The sequence below is a fragment of the Geothrix limicola genome (assembly GCF_030268085.1).
In the GTDB taxonomy this organism is placed as follows: domain Bacteria; phylum Acidobacteriota; class Holophagae; order Holophagales; family Holophagaceae; genus Geothrix; species Geothrix limicola.
Map to the genome: position 1 here is coordinate 422,898 of NZ_BSDE01000002.1, position 19,925 is coordinate 442,822.

Annotated in this window: 19 protein-coding genes; 11 read left to right on the plus strand and 8 right to left on the minus strand. The window is 67.5% G+C overall.

Annotation, left to right across the window (positions count from 1 at the left end):
• The first annotated feature begins 153 nt into the window (after positions 1-153).
• Entirely contained in the window at positions 154-1,311 is a 1,158-nt protein-coding gene (locus QSJ34_RS07535) for a YXWGXW repeat-containing protein (protein WP_285573336.1), read from the plus strand.
• A gap of 42 nt (positions 1,312-1,353) precedes the next feature.
• On the opposite strand, the gene QSJ34_RS07540 is transcribed toward QSJ34_RS07535, so the two are convergent.
• The 4 genes from QSJ34_RS07540 to hflX form a co-directional block, all read right to left on the minus strand.
• Complete coding sequence (locus tag QSJ34_RS07540; RefSeq protein WP_285573337.1) at positions 1,354-2,457, minus strand: efflux RND transporter periplasmic adaptor subunit; 1,104 nt, start codon at positions 2,455-2,457, stop codon at positions 1,354-1,356.
• Positions 2,454-5,678 carry an efflux RND transporter permease subunit gene (locus tag QSJ34_RS07545; RefSeq protein WP_285573339.1) on the minus strand — a complete coding sequence of 1,075 codons (3,225 nt, stop codon included), beginning with the start codon at positions 5,676-5,678 and terminating at the stop codon, positions 2,454-2,456. The genes QSJ34_RS07540 and QSJ34_RS07545 overlap by 4 nt, the downstream gene beginning before the upstream one ends.
• A 12-nt stretch (positions 5,679-5,690) precedes the next feature.
• Positions 5,691-6,113 carry a MarR family winged helix-turn-helix transcriptional regulator gene (locus QSJ34_RS07550; protein WP_285573342.1) on the minus strand — a complete coding sequence of 141 codons (423 nt, stop codon included), beginning with the start codon at positions 6,111-6,113 and terminating at the stop codon, positions 5,691-5,693.
• Between the two features lie 130 nt (positions 6,114-6,243).
• Positions 6,244-7,434 (minus strand): GTPase HflX, encoded by a 1,191-nt coding sequence (gene hflX / locus QSJ34_RS07555; RefSeq protein ID WP_285573343.1) that lies wholly within the window; start codon positions 7,432-7,434, stop codon positions 6,244-6,246.
• Between the two features lie 81 nt (positions 7,435-7,515).
• On the opposite strand from hflX, the gene QSJ34_RS07560 reads away from it, so the two are divergent.
• From QSJ34_RS07560 to QSJ34_RS07570, 3 genes are read left to right on the plus strand one after another with little or no spacing between them, the layout of a single operon-like run.
• Positions 7,516-8,826, plus strand: coding sequence for a PilZ domain-containing protein (locus QSJ34_RS07560; protein ID WP_285573347.1), 1,311 nt, complete (start codon positions 7,516-7,518; stop codon positions 8,824-8,826).
• 49 nt (positions 8,827-8,875) lie between these two features.
• Positions 8,876-10,102, plus strand: a complete 1,227-nt coding sequence (locus tag QSJ34_RS07565) for an ABC transporter permease (protein WP_285573350.1) — start codon at positions 8,876-8,878, stop codon at positions 10,100-10,102.
• Entirely contained in the window at positions 10,099-10,749 is a 651-nt protein-coding gene (locus QSJ34_RS07570) for an ABC transporter ATP-binding protein (RefSeq protein WP_285573353.1), read from the plus strand. Before QSJ34_RS07565 ends, QSJ34_RS07570 begins: the two co-directional genes overlap by 4 nt.
• Here the strand turns inward: QSJ34_RS07570 and QSJ34_RS07575 are convergent.
• Both QSJ34_RS07575 and ruvX read right to left on the minus strand, forming a co-directional pair.
• Positions 10,694-11,710, minus strand: coding sequence for a diguanylate cyclase domain-containing protein (locus tag QSJ34_RS07575; protein WP_285573356.1), 1,017 nt, complete (start codon positions 11,708-11,710; stop codon positions 10,694-10,696). The genes QSJ34_RS07570 and QSJ34_RS07575 overlap by 56 nt on opposite strands.
• Positions 11,711-11,862: 152 nt before the next feature.
• A complete protein-coding gene (gene ruvX / locus QSJ34_RS07580) occupies positions 11,863-12,300 on the minus strand; it encodes a Holliday junction resolvase RuvX (RefSeq protein WP_285573358.1) in 438 nt (145 codons plus the stop codon).
• Positions 12,301-12,317: 17 nt separating this feature from the next.
• Between ruvX and QSJ34_RS07585 the strand changes: the two genes are divergently transcribed.
• Complete coding sequence (locus QSJ34_RS07585; RefSeq protein WP_285573361.1) at positions 12,318-12,797, plus strand: methylated-DNA--[protein]-cysteine S-methyltransferase; 480 nt, start codon at positions 12,318-12,320, stop codon at positions 12,795-12,797.
• Here the strand turns inward: QSJ34_RS07585 and QSJ34_RS07590 are convergent.
• Together QSJ34_RS07590 and QSJ34_RS07595 are read right to left on the minus strand one after the other, a co-directional pair.
• On the minus strand, positions 12,784-13,443 hold the full coding sequence (locus QSJ34_RS07590) for a Rossmann-fold NAD(P)-binding domain-containing protein (RefSeq protein WP_285573365.1): 660 nt from the start codon (positions 13,441-13,443) through the stop codon (positions 12,784-12,786). The two genes, QSJ34_RS07585 and QSJ34_RS07590, sit on opposite strands and share 14 nt — an antisense overlap.
• Positions 13,440-14,498, minus strand: a complete 1,059-nt coding sequence (locus QSJ34_RS07595; RefSeq protein WP_285573368.1) for an MBL fold metallo-hydrolase — start codon at positions 14,496-14,498, stop codon at positions 13,440-13,442. The genes QSJ34_RS07590 and QSJ34_RS07595 overlap by 4 nt, the downstream gene beginning before the upstream one ends.
• An 89-nt stretch (positions 14,499-14,587) precedes the next feature.
• Between QSJ34_RS07595 and QSJ34_RS07600 the strand changes: the two genes are divergently transcribed.
• The 6 genes from QSJ34_RS07600 to ftsZ all read left to right on the plus strand — a co-directional run bounded on the left by QSJ34_RS07600 (position 14,588) and on the right by ftsZ (position 19,914).
• Positions 14,588-15,178 (plus strand): TetR/AcrR family transcriptional regulator, encoded by a 591-nt coding sequence (locus tag QSJ34_RS07600; RefSeq protein WP_285573371.1) that lies wholly within the window; start codon positions 14,588-14,590, stop codon positions 15,176-15,178.
• Positions 15,159-16,046: a UDP-N-acetylmuramate dehydrogenase gene (gene murB, locus QSJ34_RS07605; protein ID WP_285573375.1), complete on the plus strand. Its 888-nt coding sequence runs from the start codon at positions 15,159-15,161 to the stop codon at positions 16,044-16,046. The genes QSJ34_RS07600 and murB overlap by 20 nt, the downstream gene beginning before the upstream one ends.
• A gap of 16 nt (positions 16,047-16,062) precedes the next feature.
• The gene (locus QSJ34_RS07610; protein ID WP_285573409.1) at positions 16,063-16,845 is read left to right on the plus strand and encodes a cell division protein FtsQ/DivIB; all 783 of its coding nucleotides are present in this window, start codon (positions 16,063-16,065) and stop codon (positions 16,843-16,845) included.
• A gap of 93 nt (positions 16,846-16,938) precedes the next feature.
• Positions 16,939-18,153, plus strand: a complete 1,215-nt coding sequence (gene ftsA, locus QSJ34_RS07615) for a cell division protein FtsA (protein ID WP_285573410.1) — start codon at positions 16,939-16,941, stop codon at positions 18,151-18,153.
• A gap of 23 nt (positions 18,154-18,176) precedes the next feature.
• Positions 18,177-18,560 carry a GxxExxY protein gene (locus tag QSJ34_RS07620; RefSeq protein ID WP_285573412.1) on the plus strand — a complete coding sequence of 128 codons (384 nt, stop codon included), beginning with the start codon at positions 18,177-18,179 and terminating at the stop codon, positions 18,558-18,560.
• Between the two features lie 94 nt (positions 18,561-18,654).
• A complete protein-coding gene (ftsZ, locus tag QSJ34_RS07625; RefSeq protein ID WP_285573413.1) occupies positions 18,655-19,914 on the plus strand; it encodes a cell division protein FtsZ in 1,260 nt (419 codons plus the stop codon).
• Positions 19,915-19,925: the final 11 nt, after the last annotated feature.

Genomic DNA, 19,925 nt, shown 5'->3' on the forward strand with positions numbered 1-19,925 from the left:
AGATCTTTTTCATTTTATTTAAATATTAAAATAAAATAATTTATACATTGGAACAGACAATGCTTCGCACCATTGTGGGGGATCAGCGGAAAGAGAGCCTGTCCCCTGTTTTGGCTAATTGCGATGCCTAGAATGACCCCCAGAGGTGGAACCATGCGCATCCATCGACTCACGTCCCCTCTCACCTGCCTCCTCCTGACCACCGCCGCGGCCTCTCCGCTCTCCGCACAGATCAGCATCCAGATCACGGTCGGACCGCCCCCCATCCCGATCTACGAGCAACCCGACCTTCCCGAGGAGGGCCTGCTCTGGATTCCCGGCTACTGGGCCTGGGGTGAGGATGGCTACTTCTGGGTGCCGGGCACCTGGGTCCGTCCCCCTGATCGCGGTCTGCTCTGGACTCCCGGCTACTGGGCCTGGAGCGGTAATTACTTCGAATTCCGCCCGGGTTACTGGGGTCCCCACGTGGGCTACTACGGCGGCATCAACTACGGATACGGCTACGGGGGTTCTGGCTTTGAAGGGGGCTATTGGCAGGGCCCGAACTTCTACTACAACCGTTCCGTGAACCGCGTGGACAGGTCTCACGTCACCTATGTCTACAACAAGACAGTGATTGTCAATAACACCACCACCGTGGCCTACAACGGCGGGCCGGGCGGTGTGAGAGCCGCACCGACCGCCCAGGAACAGGCGGCGGAAAGAGAGCGGCACGTGCAACCCACCGCGGAGCAGACCCAGCATCACCAGGCCGCCAGCCAAAACAAGGCGCTGCTCGTCTCGACCAACCAAGGCAAGCCCCCGGTGGCCGCGACCGTGAAACCCGCCGACTTCTCACCGAAGAGGGCCGTGGCCGCCAAGGCCCCGGGCGGCAGGGTCGAAGAAACCACGTTGAGGGCCACCGCGAGGACTGCTCCACCGAAGCCCATCGCACCTCCCGCGAAAGGCCAGGCCCCTGAGCCCAAGCCCAGCCCGCCTCGCCCCGACGGACCGCCAAAACTCCCCGTTCCCTCTCCAGAGCGCCGCCCCGAGCCCCCGCCCGAACGCCACCCGCCTCAGCCAGCACCGGCTCCCCTTCCCCAGCGTCGCCCGGCTCCGCCTCCTACTCCCGAACCACGCCCGATCCAGCCGCGTCCAGCGCCCGAGCCGCATCCACCCGAGCCGCGTCCAGGGGAGCGTCGCCCGGAGCCTGCGCCTCATCCGGCTCCGGAGCACCGACCGGAACCCGCACCCCACCCAGAGAAAAAGCCCCCGAAACCCGAGCATCCTGAGCCCGAGCCCAAACCCAAGCCCGAACCCCACCGTGAGTAGGCTCAGCCGCCGATTCTGTTGGAGGTTGTCGGATGCTCTGGATCAGCCGCCCACGGCCTGAACCCGGTCCCCATCTTTCAATCCGAAGGGCGGGTTAAGCACGACCGTATCGCCGGGCTGCAGGCCGCCCAGCACGCGGATGCGCTGGTCCTCCTCCTCGCCGAGCTGAAGGGTCTGGAAGCGCACTCGGCCATCCGCCTGCAGCACGGCGGCCAGTGACCTTCCGTCCCGCAGCATCACGGCCTCGACGGGCACGGCGAAGCGGCTGGAGGCCTTCACCTTCAAGGCCACCTGCACGAAGCCGCCCGCGAGGAAGGCGCCGTCGCGGTTGTCGAGATCGGCCTCCACCAGCAGGGTGCGGGTCTTCGGATCCAGGGCCCCCGCGACGCGGCTCAACTTCACCTGGCGGACCAGTTCGGGCCGCTCGGAAGGACGCACCTCGATGACCGTGCCGGCCTTCACCAGGGGCGCCACGACGGCGTCCAGGTACATCGTCACCCGCAGCCGGTCCACCTGGGCCAGGGTCACCAGGGGCTGGGCCGTGCTCGTGGTGCCGCCGTTCTGCACTAGGGCGCCGGGATCGGCGAAGCGCTGGGTCACCACGCCGGTGAAGGGCGCCTTCACCACCTGGTAGCCCTTCAGCGTGGCCTGTGAGGCCAGCTTTTCCGAAGCCACCTTCGCGTCGGCCTCGGCCTGTTCGACCTCGCGCGGGCTGATGAGCCCGTCCTTGCCGAGGGCCCGGCTGCGTTCGGCGTTACGGCGCTTGTTCTCGAAATCCGCCTGCAGGGCCTGGGTGTCCCGGTCCGTTTCCGGCGACTCCACCACGGCCACGACCTGCCCCACGCTCACCGCCGTGCCCTTGTCCACGGGGATGCTGCGCAGGAAGCCGCTCACCTTGGCGTAGAGCGTCGTGCTCGCGAAGGGCAGCGCCTCACCTTGCACGCTCAGGCCGCGTTCGCCGGTCTGGGCCCCCAGCTTGACCACGCGGACCCGCGGGCCCGCCTCCGCCTCGGCCTTGCGCTGATGAGCCTCCTGCTTCAGGCCCGACTGCTTGGCCCACACGATGGCGCCCAGGCCCATGGCCGCCACGGCCACGGTCAGCACGCCGCCCAGCTTGAAGGTAGGAGATTCGGGTCGCTCGCTCATGCTTCACTTCCTTCCTGTTCCTGCTGGAACCTGCTCTCCAGCAGATGGGCCGTGGGGGGCTTCTTCCGCAGGAGGCTGTAGACGACGGGTACAATGAAGAGGGTGACGAAGGTGGCCATGAGCAGGCCGCCGATCACGGCCCGGCCCAGGGGCGCGTTCTGGCTGCCCGCCTCGCCCAGGGCGAGGGCCATGGGCACCATGCCGATGATCATGGCCAGGGCCGTCATCAGCACGGGGCGCAGGCGCACCTTGCCGGCTTCGAGGGCCGCGTCCACGGCGCTGAGCCCGGGGTTCCCGGCCCGCACCTCGTTGGCGAAGCTCACGATGAGGATGGCATTCGACGTCGCGATGCCCACGGCCATGATGGCGCCCATGAGGGATTCCACGTTGAAGGTCGTGCCCGTCAGCGCCAGCATCCAGAGGATGCCCACGAGGGCGCCGGGCACCGCCATGATGATGATGAAGGGGTCGAGCCAGCTCTGGAACAGCACCACCATGAGCAGGTAGACGAGGAGGATGGCGATGACGAGGCCGCCGCCGAGGCTGCGGAAGGATTCGGCCATCACCTCGTTCTGACCGCGGATGCGGATCTTCATGGGCGCCGGCAGCGGGCCCAGGGCCTTGATCTGGGTCTCGATGTCCTTCACCACGCTGCCCAGGTCGCGACCCTCGGCGTTGGCCATCACGTCCAGCACGCGCTGCACGGTGAAGTGGTTGATCTCGCTGGGCGTGCTGATGCGCTGGATGGAGGCCAGGTTCGAAAGCGGCTCGAAGGTGCTCTGGGCGCCCGGTCCCGCGGCCTTGAAGGGATCCGCTTGAAGAAGGTTGGCGGCGCCCGGCAGGCCGAAGGGCGTCGCCAGCAGCTTCTCCGGCGAATCGAGGTTGGAAAGCGGCGACTTCACCACCACCGTGTAGTTCACGCCGTTGGCCGGATTCAGGAAATACGAAGGCGCCAGCTGCCCGTTGCCCGATAGCGAGACCAGCAGCCCGTTGGCCACGTCGCGCTGGGCGACGCCCACGCGGGCCGCGCGCAGGCGGTCCACATCCACCCGATAGGCGGGGGATTCGGTCACCTGCTTGAGGCGCACGTCCACCGCCCCGGGCACCTGCTGGATGGCGGCCTTCAGGCGCTGGGCCACTTCGGCGCTGGCCTTCAGGTTCGGCCCCTCGATCTGGACGTCGATGGGCGCGGCCACGCCGAAGTTCAGCACCTGGCTGACGATGTCGGCGGGCTGGAAGTAGAAGCTCACGCCCGGCAGATGCTTGGGCAGCTCCTCGCGCATCCGCGCCATGTGCTCGCGGGTGTGGTGGCCTTCAGGTGCGAGCGAGATGAAGATATCGGCGTCCTGGCTCGTGACGCTGTCGCTGGGCATGAAGGCCATGTTGAAGGCGTTGGGCACGCCGATGTTGCTGTTGATGGAGCGCAGTTCGGAGGGCGGGATGATGGCCTTGATTTCATCTTCGACCTGAGCCACCAGCCGCTCCGTCTCCTCGATGCGCAGGCCCACGGGCGCGCGCACGTGCAGCTTCATCAGGCCCACGTCCACCGTGGGGAAGAAGTCGCGGCCGATGACGAAGAGCAGGCCCGAACTCACCAGCAGGAAGACCACCGAGATCATCAGGACGAAGACGCGGTGATGCAGCACCTGGTCCAGGACCCGTCCGTAGGCCTCCTGCAGGCGGTCCAGCCAGAGTTCGCGCCAGGCGTTGAAGCGGCCCACGAGGCTCTGGGCTTCGGGATGATCGTGCTCCATGAGCATGCGCGCCATGGTGGGCACGAGGGTGCGAGACAGCACGTACGAGGCCAGCATGGAAAACACGACGGCCATGGCCAGCGGCGTGAAGAGGTACTTGGCGGGGCCCACCAGCAGCACCACCGGGAAGAACACGATGCAGATGGCGAGCGTCGCGACGATGGCGGGCACCGCGATCTGGCGGGCGCCATCGAGGATGGCCACCGTGAGGGGCTTGCCCATGGCCTGGTTGCGGTGGATGTTCTCCACCTCCACCGTGGCGTCGTCCACCAGCATGCCGATGGCGAGGCTGAGGCCGCCCAGCGTCATGATGTTGAGCGTCTGGCCCGACAGCTTGAGGCCCACCAGGCCCACGAGGATGGCCAGGGGGATGCTGGTGCAGACGATGAGCATGCTGCGCCAGGAGCCGAGGAAGAGCAGGATCATCACCGAGACGAGCAGGGAGGAGGCGAGGGCCTCCTTCGCCACGTCCTGGATGGCGGCCCGCACGAAGTGGCTCTGATCGAAGTCGAAGCGCATCTCCATGCCCTTGGGCGCGGCCGCCTGGATGGCGGGCAGGGCCTCCTTGGCCGCGTCCACCACGGCCAGCGTGGAGGCGTCGGCCTTCTTCAGGATGGCCAGGTAGGTGGCCCGCTGGCCGTTGATGCGCACGATGTTGGTCTGGTCCGCGAAGCCGTCGTAGACGCGTGCCACGTCGCCCAGGGTCACGGGCGCGCCGTTCACCAGCTTCACGGGCAGGCCCTTGAACTCCTCGATGGCCGTGGGACTGGAATTGGTGAGGACGGGCACCTCGCGGCTGCCCATTCGCGCAGATCCTGCGGGCGTGATGACGTTTTCCGAGGACAGCGCGTTCACCACGTCGGCGGGGCTGAGGCCGCGGGCCGCCAGCTTGGCCGTGTCGATGTCCACGGAGACCTGGCGCTGCTTGCCGCCGTAGGGCAGCGGCGCGGACAGGCCGGGGATGGTGAAGAGGCGGATGCGGATGAAGTTCTGGGCGTAGTCCACGATCTGCTGCTCGGGCAGGGTTTCGCTGCGGGCGGCGAGCTGGACCACGGGCACGTTGCTGGCGTTGAACTGGATCACGGCCGGGGCCGTCATGCCCGGCGGCATGATGCGCAGGATGGGCCCGCTGACCGCCGAGATCTGGGCGATGGCCGTGCCGATGTCCGTGCCGGGCTGGAAGTAGACCCGCAGCAGGCCCACGCCCTGGATGCTCTGGGACTCGATGCGCTCGATGCCGTTCACCGTGGTGGACATGGCCCGCTCGCTGATGGTCACCACACGGCGTTCCATCTCTTCGGGCGACAGACCGCCGTACTGCCAGACCACGGCCACGACCGGGATATCGATGCTGGGAAAGATGTCCACCGCCATCCGCTGGATGGAGAGCACCCCCATCATCAGCACCAGCAGGCACATGACGGCCGTGGTGTAGGGGCGGCGGAGGGCTAGCCTAACGATCCACATGACTTGCTCTCCCTACTTCTGCTCAGACTTCGGTTCGGAGCCGGATTCGATCAGCTCCGCCTCCATCCGATCCAGGTTGTCCATGACCGAGGCGAGCACGGACCGCAGCTGGGCGCGATCCCCTTCGGGCAGCCCCTGTTCCATGCCCTCCCGCATGTACTGGCGGAAACCCTGGAGGGAGGCCACCAGGGCCTCGCCGGCGGGCTCGAGGGTGAACAGCACCCGCCTGCCGTGGGAGGGATCCGCCTCGGCCCGCACGAGACCCCGGTCCTGGAGGGTGCGGAGGATCCGGCTCGCGGTGGGCTTGTCCATCCAGGTGCAGCGGGCCAGATCCCCGTGGCAGCGGCCATCCTTCTCGGACATGGCCATGAGCAGCTGGTACTGCTGGGGCGAGAGGCCAAAGGGCGCCAACCGCCGCCAGGCCACCTGTCGCATGCGGCTCTTCACCGCGGTGATGATGTGGGGCAGACTTGCCGTTTTCCAAGAACTCGAAAGTTGCATAAGCAACAAATTACGCAACAGGATTTCCCCTGTCCAGCCCCAATCCACCTGGAGGGGGTTTTGCCTAGGGGGCGGGGACGGTGTCCGGCAGTTCCCAGGCCTCCAGCTCCCGGGGCTTGGCGGGCCCGGGGATGAGTTCCCTCAGCCAGAGGCGGATCTCATCCAGGCCCACCCCTTGGACGGCACAGGATTGGACGGCCCCGGGATGGCGCTTCTTCAGCTCCAGTTTCTGGGGGCGGTGCAGGCGGTCCACCTGGTTCAGCACCAGCAGGCGCGGCTGGGCCTCCACGCCCTCAGGCTCGCATCCGATCTCGCGCAGGGTGGCGCCCACAACCTTGAGGTGGTCCTCCAGATCCGGGTGGGCGGCATCGGCCACCACGAGGAGCGCGTCCGCCGTGCGGACCTCCCCCAGGGTGCTGCGGAAGGCTGCCACCAGCTGATGGGGCAGCTTGCGGATGAAGCCCACCGTATCGGCCACCAGGCAGTGCTTGGGTTCCAGGGCCCCCTCCCCCGTCTCGGGATTGAAGTCCTGGCCCAGCCAGGCCTTGCGGGTGGTGGTGTCGAGGGTGGCGAAGAGCAGGTCCCGGGGCTCGCCCTCCCCCGTCAGGGCCTTCAGCAGGCTCGTCTTCCCCGCGTTCGTGTAGCCCACCAGGGCCACCCGGGGCAGGCCCTTGGGCCGTCCCTTGCGCTGGGTCTCCCTCACCTGCTCAAGGTGGGTGAGCTCCCGCTTGAGCTGGCTGATGCGGGTGCGGATCATGCGGCGGTCCACCTCGATCTGGGTTTCGCCGGGTCCCCCGCGCAGGCCCACGCCACCGCCCTGGCGCTCGAGATGGGTCCAGGCCCCCTTGAGGCGCGGCAGCTCGTATTCGCAGCGGGCCAGCTCCACCTGGGCCTTGGCCTCCCGGGTCTGGGCCCGCTGCTCGAAGATGCTGAGGATGAGGCCCGTGCGATCCAGGCAGATGAGGCCCGTGAGCTTTTCGATGGCGTTCACTTGGCTGCCGCTCAGTTCGTCGTCGCAGATGAGGTGGCGCACGCCTTGGCGCGTTGCTTCGTCCGCCAGAGCCTCCAGCTGGCCCGAGCCGTAGAAGGTCTTGGGGGCGATCTGGGGGCGCTTCAGCGACCGCCTGGACAGGACCTGGAATCCGCAGCTTCGGGCCAGCTCCGCCAGCTCCAGCAGGTGATCCTGGATGACCTCCTCCCGGTCCTCGGGGCCTTGGCGGGCGATGAGCAGACAGCGGAGGGGCGATTCATCCATATCGCAAACGTGCCTGTCCGGGCGGCAATAATCAAGCCCCTGCCAAGTCGGACGATGCAGAGAACCAGGAGCCAAGCATTCATGGCCATGTTCGGGATCAAAAAAGGCAAGTCGTCCGATGGGGTTGAGCTGGTCCTGGCCTACCTGGAGGAGGCCCAGCGCCTGCGCGTGCCCCTGAACCTCGTGGACGGACGGGGACGCTCCATCACCGCCACCATCGGCAGCGTGTCCGAAGAGCGGGTGATGGTGACGCCCCAGGGTGTGCTCACCATGGAAAAGGGCAGCGCCCTGGAGCTCTTCTTCGTGCTCGACGGCATCCGCTTCAAGGCCCCGACCAAGCTTCAGGAAAGCAGGCCCGGCGCCGTCGCCCTGGACCTGCCCTCCGGCATCAGCCTGGCGGAACGCCGCAAGAAGCCCCGGGCCCGGCTCAACAACCGGGAGGGCGCCACCGCCATCGCCCTGACGGGCCTCTTCGATGGCGTCGGCCTCAACGGCAGCATCGAGAACGTCTCCGAAGGAGGCCTTTGCATCCGGGTGGAACGGGTCATGGAAGTGAAGACCCAGCGGAAGATGCACATGGGGCCCAACGTGCTGGCCGTGGGCCAGGCACTCATGCTCATCAAGCTCACCAAGCTGCCCAAGTGCCCCACCATCGAATTGACCGGTACCGTGGCCTGGGTGGACGCCACCCAGGGCCTCCTCGTGGGCATCACCTTCGAGAAGGGCAAGGAGTCCCTGCTGGCCCCCGTGCGTTCGCTCGTGGCGAGCCGCACCGCGGCCATCCCATCTTCGGTGCCGCCCAAGACGCGGCGCCAGCCGGAGAGCAATCCCGAGCCCGAGGAACCGACCTACCGCCCGGCCCCGAAGAAGGAGCCCGAACCCGCGGCCGAGGCGCCCAGCGCCGCCACCCCTGCCGCGCCCCCGCCGCCTCTTCCCGAACCCGAACCCGACCCTGAGCCGGCTCCGGCGGTCCAGCTCGACGAGCGGGCCCTGGCCCTCCTCCGCGTGAAGAAGCGGTCCCGCGGCATCCTCCTGGCCATGCCCCCGGGGCCCGACCGGGACGCCGTGTCCAGCTTCCTCAGCGAGGACGGCTATGGCCGCATCCTGCTTTCGGACACGCTGACCGACCTCCTCGAACAGGTCGAGCGGCCGGGCCTCCACCTGATCCTGGTGGATGGCGGCGTGGTCGAACTCCAGGGCCTCGCCCTGGCCTCCCTGCTGCGCCACCGCCTCGAAGACAGCATGCCCCCCGTCATCCTCGCGGAAGATTCCGTGGATGCGGACCTGGTGCTGGGGGCCCAGGAGACGGGCGTGGCCCAGATCCTCGTGAAGCCCTACGAGCTGGATGCGGAATTCCTCCGCATGATCGAAGAGCACCTGGGCCTCGCCTAGACGCGCCTGAACGCGCCAATACCCACTTGGAGCAGGCTACCCTGGTGCCATGCCGCTCTTCGAACGCACCATCGCCGAACGCTACCTGAAGACCCACCGCAAGGGGGCCTTCGTGCGGATCATGGTGCGCTTCGCCCGCGGCGGCACGGCCCTCGGCGTCTTCGCCATGGTGGTGACGCTGGCCGTGATGAACGGATTCCGCGAGGAGATCCAGGCCACGCTCTTCAGCGCCACGGCCCATTTCACCGTGTTCCACCTCGCGGGCGACATCCCGAATACGGAGGGCGCGCTCAAAACCATCCGCGGCGTTCCTGGCGTGCAGGCCGCGTCGCCCATCCGCCTGGAGAAGGGCCTCCTGCGCCGCCCCGACAGCGACATGCCTCCCGAAGCCGTGGTGGTGAAGGCCGTGGATCCCGCCACCGCCCACAGCACCTCCAGCATCTTCGATTCCATGAAGCCCATCCCCATCTCGCAATTGAAGGAAGGCGACATCGTCCTAGGGCAGGAACTGGCCCAGCGCCTCAGCATCAAGGTGGGGGATACGGTCGCCCTGGCCTTCTTCCGCCTTGAGCTGGGCCTGGGCGGGCAACAACCCAAGATCGCAGTCTTCCGCGTGGCCGGGACCTTCCTCACCCACAGTTCGGAATACGACAAATCCTGGGCCTTCATCCACCTCGGCGACGCCATGCGGATCGCCCGTTCAGAGGGCCGCGCCGAATTGATCGAGGTGCGCGCCCGCAGCATCGAGGCCATCGCCGACGTGAAGCCCCGCGTGCTTGAAGCCCTGGGCCCCGCCTACCAGGCCACGGACCTGCGGGACTCCAACAAGTCCCTCTTCGCCGCGCTCACCGTGGAGAAGTGGGCCTTCGCCGCCATCCTCAGCCTCATCGTGCTGGTGGCGGCCTTCAACATCGTCGCCTCCCTCGTGCTGCTCGTGACCGAGAAGCGCCACGACCTGGGCGTGCTGCTGGCCCTGGGCGCCACGCCGAAGCAGATCCAGCGGCTCTTCGAACTGCAGGGCCTGCGCATCGGCGCCGTGGGCACGGCCTGGGGCCTGGGCACCAGCGTGCCCCTCTGCCTGATTCTCGATCACTTCAAGCTGCTGAAGCTGCCCGCGGCCGTCTACGACTTCATCACCTACATGCCCTTCCGGCTCAAGGTGCTGGACGTCGTGCTGGTGGGCCTGCTGCCCCTGCTGGTCTCCTGGCTGGCGGCGCGCTATCCCGCCAAGAAGGCCGCGGCCCTGGATCCCGTCGACGCGCTGAGGGCCGAATGATCGGACATCCCCTTTCCATCCAGGGCCTGCACAAGACCTATCCGGGCAACGCGCACCCCGTCTTCGACGGCTTCGATCTCGAGGTGGAGGCCGGCAGCCTCTGCGCCATCGTCGGCGTGTCAGGCGTCGGCAAGACGACCCTGCTGAACTGCATCGCGGGCCTGGATCACTGGGAAGCGGGCAGCATCGCCGTGGGCGGAGATCCAGTGCCCGCCGGCGCCGAGCCCCGCGCCCTTTTCCGCCGCCGCCGCGTGGGTCTGGCCTTCCAGCAGCCCCACCTGCTGCCCGAATTCACCGTGCGGGAGAACCTGCGCATGCCCCTCCTCATCGACGGGGCGGTGTCGCCCGAATCCGAAACCTGGATTGGACAGCTGCTGTCCACCGTGGGCCTGGGCGGCCTCGAAGAAAGGCTGCCCGGCCAGCTTTCCGGAGGCCAGGCCGCGCGCGCGGGGCTGGCCCGCGCGCTGGTGCGCAAGCCCGCGCTCTGGCTGCTGGACGAGCCCACGGGCAACCTCGATCCCGCCACGGCCGAAGAGGTCTTCGGCTTCCTGCTCGGCCTCCACGCCGAACTGCGGCCCACGACCCTGCTCGTCACCCACAACCCCGGCCTGGCCGAGCGCTGCATGCGGACGGTGCGCCTGGGTTGAGCCCCCCTGACGCGAACCTGAAGCCGTTCCTGCCCTGGCGTTTCACCTCGTAGAGGGCCTTGTCGGCCTTGGACAGCAGGGCATCCGCCGTTTCACCGTGCCCGGGGTAGAGGGCGATCCCGATGGACACACCCACGGCACAGGCCTGCTCACCCACCAGGATGGGTTCTGCCAGCGAAGCCAAGATCGTCGTGGCGATGCGCTCCACGTTCTCCCGGCCCTGGACCTCGGTCAGCAACATCGTGAATTCATCCCCCCCCATGCGGGCCAGGGTGTCGGATTCCCGGATGCAGTGGCTCATGCGCTCGGCTGCCGCCACCAGCACCGCATCGCCCGCATCGTGGCCGAGGGTATCGTTCACTTCCTTGAATTCGTCCAGATCGAGGAAGAGCACCGCAAACCGGGTGCCTCTCCGCTTGGCCTGGAGCAGGGCCTGCTGGAGCCGGTCGTTGAACAAGAATCGGTTGGGCAGTCCCGTGAGCTGATCGTGACGAGCCAGGTGCTCCAATTGGCCCTGGAGGCGCTTGATCTCGGTGATGTCCTCCTTGATCCCCACGAAGTGCGTGATGACCCCGTTGTCGTCGCGGATGGGTGAAATCGAGGCCACCTCCCACACCAGGTCGCCTGATTTGGTGCGGTTGTTAAAAACACCGTGCCACTCGTTGCCCGCGAGAATGGTTTTCCACATTTCCTGGTAGAACTCCCGGGACAGGAATTCCCCCTTGATGATCCGCGGCGTCTTTCCGATGGCCTCTTCGGCCGTGTAGCCCATCAGCTGGGTGAATTTGGGATTCACGTACTGGATGACGCCCCGGGTGTCGGTGATGATCACGGAAACCGGGCTCTGCTCCACCGCCTTGACGAGGATCCTCAGGAACCCGAGGACACCCTGGGCCTCCTCAGCCCCCGGAAACAGGGCCGAAAACGTCGGCGTGATGGGAGCGGTTTTGCGGAGAACCATCGGTGGCCTGTTAGGGTGTGAGGACAGTTTGAACCAATCAGAAACGAAATAATCAAACGAAATGCCCATGTTTTGACGCTTATTCAATTGTAAATAAACGCCACAATTCTGCTCTGCCGTGAAACTGCAATTCAGTTCGGCTTCACCCAACCTCAGTCCAGACGGTTTGCAGGGAGCCCCTTGGCCCTTCGCGCTTCCAGCAGCTCCCCAAGGATCACCGCCGCCGCCGCCGCATCCAGCATGGCCTTCCGCTTCTCGGGCTTCACGCCCCGCTCCCGCAACAGGCGTTCAGCCTCGGCGCTGCTGAGGTGCTCGTTCACCAGGCGCAGGGGCAGGCCCGTGCGCGCGGCCAGGTCCTCGCCGAAGGCCCGCGCGGCGGGCGCCGTGGCGCTTTCGACGCCGTCCTTGTGGCGGGGCAGGCCCACGGCCAAGGCCTGCACACCCTCTTCCCTGCAAAGCTTCACGAGACGCACGAGGGTGCGTTCCTCCTCCTGAGGCCACACCTCGAAGGGCGAGGCGAGAATCTCCAGCTCGTCCGAAAAGGCGAGGCCGATCTTCTTCGTTCCGTGGTCGATGGCGAGCCAGCGCATGCTGCCATCCTAGCGGGATGAAGGCCCGTACCCTCAGCTTCGCCACGGATCTCGGACGGATCCAGCTGACCTGGACGACCGGGGGGATCTGCGCCCTGCGTTTTGTCGAGGACCTGGATCGCGATGACGCCAAGGAGGCGCCGATCTGGGTGCTGGACGCGGTGCGGCAGCTCATGGCGCACCTCGCGGGCCATCCCCAGACACTCAGCAACATCCCCCTCGACCTCTCCGGGCTGACGCCCTTCCAGCGCCGCGTGGCCGAGGTGCTTCGTGCCACTCGGCCCGGGCAGACCATCAGCTACGGCGAGGTGGCCCTGCTGGCGGGGAGACCCGGCGCGGCGCGGGCCGTGGGGCAGGCCGTGAAGGCCAACCCGATCCTCATTCTCGTGCCCTGCCATCGCGTCGTCGCCGCCGCTGGGCCGGGTGGCTGGAGCGCCTTCGGCACGCCCGAGCGCAAGGCGCGCCTGCTGGAACTCGAAGCCCTCACAAGCGGTTGATGTCGCGCATCTCCAGCACGGCCTGGGGCGCGCCGTTCCGGGCCGCGTGGATCATGGCCCGGCCCAGCTGTTCGGTGGTGGTGAGGCTGTCGGGTGAAAGGGCCTTCAGCAACGGGAGGAAGGGGCCCAACGCCCGATAGAGCAGGCGGTAGAGCGGTGTGCGCGACCTGATGCCATGCAGGGGCCGGATGGCGCCCGGACGGAACAGGTGGACGGCCCTGAAGGGCAGGCGCAGGAGCGCGTTTTCCGTCTGGCCCTTCACCCGCGCCCACATGATGCGGCCCTTTTCGGAGCTGTCGGCACCGGCTCCGGAGATGTAGCCGAAGCTCATGCGCGGGTTGAGCCCGCAGAGCGTCGTCGCGACTGCCAGCGTCAGATCGAAGGTGATGCGGTGGTACTCCGCTTCGCCGAGGCCCGCGGAGGAGACGCCCAGGCAGAAGAAGCAGGAATCCAGGTCCCCGAGCTGGTCGGCGATGGGCGACAGGTCGAAGCAGTCCGCATGAAGGATCTCCTTCAGCTTCGGATGCGCCTTCCCCGTGAGGCTGCGCCCCACGGAGACCACCTGGGTCACCTCGGGATCGAGCAGGCACTCGCGCAGCACGCCCTGGCCGATCATGCCCGTGGCGCCGAAGAGTAGGACCTTCACGCCGCACCTCCGGGAACAGTCTGGGGCCTGAGGCCATCCGGCGTGGCGCGGATCGGCCGCTCAGCCTCCGTCTTCCAGGGGAGGGCGGGCCACCAGCGCACCAGGTCCGGAGGTGTGCCGGGCTCCAGGCTTTCGCCGGGACGGGGCACCACCACGATCGCCCCCGCGGCCCGTGCGGCCACCAGCACCCGCTCGATGGGCTCGGTCCAGCCGTGGGCGGCCAGGTCGAAGAGGCCCCAGTGCACGGGCATCAGCACGCGGCCGCGCACCATGGCGTGGGCCCGCACGGCCTGCTCGGGGCCCAGATGCCAATCCGGCCAGGCCTGGCCGTAGGCGCCCGCCTCGATCATCGTCAGGTCGAAGGGGCCCAGACGCTCACCGATCTCGGCCAGGCCCGGGAACATCCCCGTGTCGCCGGAGTAATAGACGCGATGGTGCGCGCCCCGGAAGGCAAAGCCGCCCCACAGCGTCTTGTCCTTGTCCAGCAGCGTCCGCCCCGAGGCATGGCGGGCCGGCGTGAGAGTGATCTCCAGGGTTCCGACGCGCGTCGATTCCCACCAGTCCAGTTCGGTGATGCGCGCGGCGGGCACGCCCCAGCGGATCAGCCGCGCACCCACGCCCAGGGGCACGACGAAGCGCGTGTCCCAGTCCCGGATGCGCAGGATGGTGGCGCGATCCAGGTGGTCGTAGTGGTCGTGGGAGATGGCCACCACCTGGGGGACGGGGAGCGCCTCCACCTCGATCAGCGGCGCGTAGAAGCGCTTGGGACCGGCCCACCCGAACGGGGAGGCCCGCTCGCCCCAGACGGGGTCCGTCAGGATCCGCGTGCCGTCTATCTCGAGGTACACCGTGGAATGCCCGAGCCACGTGGCGCGCAGGCCCGAGGCCGAATCGGCGGCCAGGCCCTCGCGGGTGGGATGCAGCACCGGCAGCTCCAGGTCGGGCGTCGAATGGCGATCGCGGTTCAGGATGCTCCAAAGCCCGCCCAGGTAGTCGTTCCAGAGGGGTTGGGCATTGCGGAACCGGCCCTGGTGCCAGTGCGGGGATCGCTGCATGGGGTGGGTCTCCTTCAGATTTGACATATGGACGAAAAATGTCAGATAGCCAATCTTGACAATCAGACACAATTTGTCAAGATTCCCTCATGCGGGAAGCCAAAAAGACCAAGGTCCTCGAGGCCGCCGAAGCCGCCTTCCTTCGGTATGGCTACCGGCGGGTGACCATGGGCGACATCGCCTCTGCGGCGGGCATCTCCCGGCCCGCCCTGTACATCCACTTCTGCAACAAGGAAACGATCTTCCAGGGCGTCCTCCGGGCCTTCATGGCCAGGACCCTCGAGGAGCTCCGGGCCGGGCTGGCCGCCCAGCCCACGGCGGAGGCCAAGCTCCGCTTCGCGTTCGAGGTCTGGGCCGTGCGCCCCTTCGGCCTGCTCAGTGCCACGCCGGACGCCAAGGAGCTCGTCGACTGCGGCTTCGCCTTCGCCCGCGGGGCCATCGACGAAGGCGCCCAGGCCTTCGAGGCGGAGCTCGCCGCCATCCTGGCGCCCCTGGGCGAGGGGGCCGCCCTGCCCGACCCGGCCCAGATGGCCCGGATCCTCAGTCGGGCCGTCCAGGGCTTCAAGCAGACCGCCGCCTCCACCGAGGAGCTGGGGGCCCTGATCGAAGGGCTGCTGGGCATGGTGCTGCCCTCGCTTGGGCCGGGCCATACTGAAGCCGATGCCGAAGCCCTTCCCTGACGACCTGCTGAAGGTCCCGCACCGTCGGGACGTGCCCTTCTCCAAGCTCACCACCCTGGGTGTGGGGGGGCTCTGCCACTGGCTCTTCGAGCCCATCACCGAGCTTGAAGCCCAGGCCTTCGTCCGCGCCTGCGCCCGGGAGGGCCTGCCCTGGCGGGTGCTGGGCGGGGGCTCCAACCTGGTCGTCCTGGGCGATCTGTCCATGCCCGTGCTGCGCCTGGCCCTGCCGAAGACCATCCAGCGCGAGGGGACCCGCATCTGCGCCCCCGCCAGCCACGGCCACATCGCCCTGGCCGAGGCCGCCGCCGCCGCGGGGCTGTCGGGCCTGGAATTCGCCAGCGGCATCCCCGGCTCCCTGGGCGGCGCCATCCGCATGAACGCCGGGGCCTACGGCCGCGAATGGGTCGACGTGCTCACGCGCTACCGCTTCCTCAGCCCCGAGGGCGATCTGGTGGACAAGGCCCCCGATCCCGGCGAATTCAGCTACCGCTGGAGCTTCCTTACCGGAGGCCGGGTGGTGCTCTCGGCCACGGCGCAACTGGCCGAGGGCGACCCCTCCGCCATCCGCGCCCAGGTGGCGGAGTACCGCGGGAAGCGCGGCACCAGCCAGCCCCTCTCCAAGCGCAATGCCGGCTGCATCTTCAAGAACCCGCCGGGCCAAAGCGCCGGCCGGCTCATCGATCAGGCGGGCCTCAAGGGCCTGCGCATCGGCGACGCCGAGGTGAGCCCGGAGCACGCCAACTTCCTCGTGAACCACGGACACGCCACCGCCGCCGAATTCGCCGAGCTGATGGATCAGGTCCGCGCCCGGGTCCTCGAGGCCTCCGGCGTGGCACTGGAACCCGAGGTCGAGATCTGGCGCGGATAGACTGGTCGATATGTCCATGCTCCCCCGCACCCGCCCGAAACGGCCCTGGCTACCCTGGGCCCGGGCCGGCATCACCCTCGTGGTCATCGGCGCCGCGGGCTGGGGCCTGATGGAGCTGGGCACGCGGTACCTGGGCCTTCAGAAGCTCATCATCGAGCAGGTGAACGTGAGCGGCTGCCGGGGCGAGCGGCAGGCCGAGATCCAGAAGCTGGCCGAGCAGCTGGTGCTGGGCAAGCCCCTCTTCTGGGTGGACGCCGAGGAGCTACGGTCCCGCATCGAAGCCAAGCGCTGGGTGCGCGGCCTGCAGATCCGCAAGGATCCCCCGGACCGCCTCAGCCTGGCCATTGAGGAGCGACGGCCCGTGCTCTGGCTGGTCCGCGCCAATGGCGTGTTCCTCGTGTCGGACGACGGAGTCCTGCTCGATCGGGTCAACCAGGCCAACTTAAATCCCATTCCCGTCGTGGTGGATCCATCCAGCCAAACGGATCATGGACTCGCCCACTTGGTCAGTGCTGCACGCATTCTGCGCGAAAAACAGCAGGGCTTTTATGATCGCATCACCGAACTGCGGGATAGCCCCAAGGGGCCTGTGGCCTACATCGAGGGGCTTCCGGCACCAATCTACCTTTCTCGCCAAGATGTGACGAAAAACGTGCCCAATTTCCAGGGCCTCTTCGTGGACCGCCTCTCCCAGCGGCCGGATCTGGCCCGGCTCCGCTACGTGGATCTGAGATGGGACGACGAGGTCGCCGTGGGCGAACCCGAGGACGTCCCCTCCTCCACAAAGCCGCCGCGCTGAACCGCGAGGTTAGAAAACGGCGTTTTTCCTGCCACGATTTCTCGATTTCGCGAGGGAAACTGGTATAAACCTAGAGCAAGGAAAAGGACTTTCATGACGCAGCGCGCCGTACTTCTGGGACTCGACCTGGGTGCAAGTAAAGTTGTGGCGGTGGTCGCCGTCCAGGAAGAAGACGGCACCCTGAACGTGACGGGCACCGGCCAGGCCTCGCCCCAGGGCGGACTCACCCAGGGCCAGGTCACCGACATGGACCTCAGCACCCGCGCCATCGTGCGCGCGGTGGAAGAGGCCATGAACACCGCGGGCCAGGCCAAGGTCGACGGCATCCGCGTCGCCGTGGACGGCATCCAGTTCAAGGGCGAGAACCTCCGCGATTCGATCACCATCAGCAGCGGCGACAAGATCATCACCGCCGCCGACCGCGACCGCGTGCTGGAACAGGCCACCAACAGCTGCAAGCTGGCCAAGGAAGAGCTCGTCCTGCACCGCATCCCGCAGATCTTCCACATCAAGGGCCAGCGCGACATCCGCAATCCCGTGGGCATGTTCGGCGAAACGCTCGAGGCCGAAGTCCGCATCACCGTCGCACCCAGCCCCGTGATCATGAACATCCAGCTGGCGCTGAAGAATGCCGGCCTGCACGGCGCCGAGCTGATGTACTCGCCGCTGGCCAGCGCCGAGGCCGTGCTCAGCCGCGAGGACCGCGAGAACGGCGCCGTCGTGGTCGACATCGGCGAGCAGCTCACCCACCTGGGCATCTTCCTGCACGGCACCTTGTTCCACTCCGCCGTCATCCCAATCGGCGGCGCCCACTTCACCCGTGACCTCGAGATCACCAAACACCTGGGCGGCATCGCGGCCTCGGAACGCATCAAGATGCGCTTCGGCACCGTGCTTCCCAGCCACGTGCCCGCCGAAGAATCCGTCGAACTCGAAGAGGAGGGACGCCTCGTTTCACGCCGCGAGATCGCCGAAGTGCTCCAGGCCCGCGCCGCGGAACTGCTGAACCTCGTGCTCGCCGAAATGGGCCGCACGGGCCTCATGCACGAGATCCACGGCGGCGTGCACCTGGTGGGCGGCGGCGCGCTGCTCACCCACCTGCCCATCCTCGCCCAGACCCTGCTGGGCCGGCCCCGCGTGGTGCTGGGCCGCATCCAGGGCGTCGGCGGCCTGCCCCAGGCCACCGGCAATCCCTTCTTCGTGAACGCGCTGGGCGCCGTGAAGGCCCTTTCGCGCGACATGAACGAAACCCGCGGCAAGCAGGATCGCGGCGACGGCCTCCTCGGCCGCTTCAAGAAACTCTTTTAAGAGATTCACCACGGAGACACGGAGTGCACGGAGAACTGATTCACGGAGAGATCACGGAGAAGGTGCTTGGGGCTGCCGTCGAGGTCCACGAGCATCTGGGACCTGGCCTACTCGAATCAGCCTATGAAGCCTGCCTCTGCCATGAGTTCGAAATCCGCGGGCTTTCCTTTCAGCGGCAAGTGCGCCTCCCCCTCGAATACAAAGGCCTCCGCGTGGATGCCGCCTTCCGTCTGGATCTTGTGGTGGAAGGCAAGGTTATCGTCGAGCTGAAGAGCCAGGAAGGGATCCTTCCCGTCCACGAAGCGCAGCTCATGACCTACCTGAAATTGACGGGTATGCGAGTGGGCCTGTTGATGAATTTCAATGTTCCAATCATGAATGATGGCATCGTCCGTCGCGTCCTCTAGTCTTCCCTGTTTTTCTCCGTGCCTTTCCTCAGTGTTCTCCGTGTCTCCGTGGTGAATCCTGTCTTTTGAATTGTCCCCACTCCCGGGAGCCCCGATGTCCGAGACCCCCTTCCTGCCCTGCCCCCACAGCCTGCCCGGCGCCAACATCAAGGTGCTCGGCGTGGGCGGCGCGGGCTGCAACGCCATCAACCGCATGATCGAAGGCGGCGTCACCGGCGTGCAGTTCATCGCCATGAACACCGACCAGCAGAGCCTCGCCCTGAGCAAGGCCCACCTGAAGCTGCCCCTGGGACCCCAGAGCAGCCGCGGCCTGGGCGCCGGCGGCAGCGCCGAGCGCGGCGCCGTGGCGGCCGAGGAGAGCCGCGACGAAGTGCTGGCGGCCCTGCAGGGCGCCGACATGATCTTCATCACCGCGGGCATGGGCGGCGGCACGGGCACGGGCGCAGCTCCCGTGCTGGCCAGCTACGCCCGCGAACTGGGCGCCCTCACGGTAGCCGTCGTCATCACGCCCTTCGCCTGGGAAGGCCGCAAGAAGGGTGATCTGGCGCTGGCGGGCCTCTCCAACCTGCGCGACACCGCCGACACCGTCATCGTCGTCAGCAATGAGCGCCTGAAGAACGTCTGCGACGCCCGCGTCACGATGAAGGAGGCCTTCCGCGTGGCGGACGGCGTGCTCATCCAGGGCGTGCGCGGCATCGCCGACCTCATCCTCAAGCCGGGCATCATCAACGGCGATTTCGCCGACGTGGAAGCCGTGCTGCGCAACGGCGGCGAGGCCCTCATCGGCACCGGCGCGGGCCGCGGCGAAGAGGCCGTCATGGATGCCCTGCGCAAGGCCCTGGCCTGCCCCCTGCTCGAGCGCGCCCAGTCAGGCGCCGCCTCCAACGTGATGGTGTCCATCACCGCCGACTGGGAAGTCATGGAGGCCTCGGCCATCGAGACCGCCATGAATTACCTGCAGGATCACTACAGCGGACGGCCCGACATCAAGGCCTGCACCGTGGAAGGCGAAGGCATGGAGGACCGCGTGCTGGTCACCGTGCTGGCCAGCGGCTTCGATCAGGAAGAGCGCCTGCTGGAAGAGCGCCGCATCAGCCTGCACCTGGGCGCGCCCGCCGACACGGGCCCCATCCAGGGCTACACCGCCGCCATGCCCATCCAGTCCCAGCCGCTGCCGCCCAACGTGGTGAGCGGCCGGGTCTACGGCGAGGTGCCGGCCGGCGAGCAGGGCCCCACGCCCACGCGCCTCCTGCCCCAGGCGCCCACGCCCAGTGGCGAACTGGCCGGCGCGGCCGATGATCTTCATGTGCCCGCCATCATGCGGCTGGGCCAGGGACGCCTGCCCATCGAGTAGGCCCCCGCTCC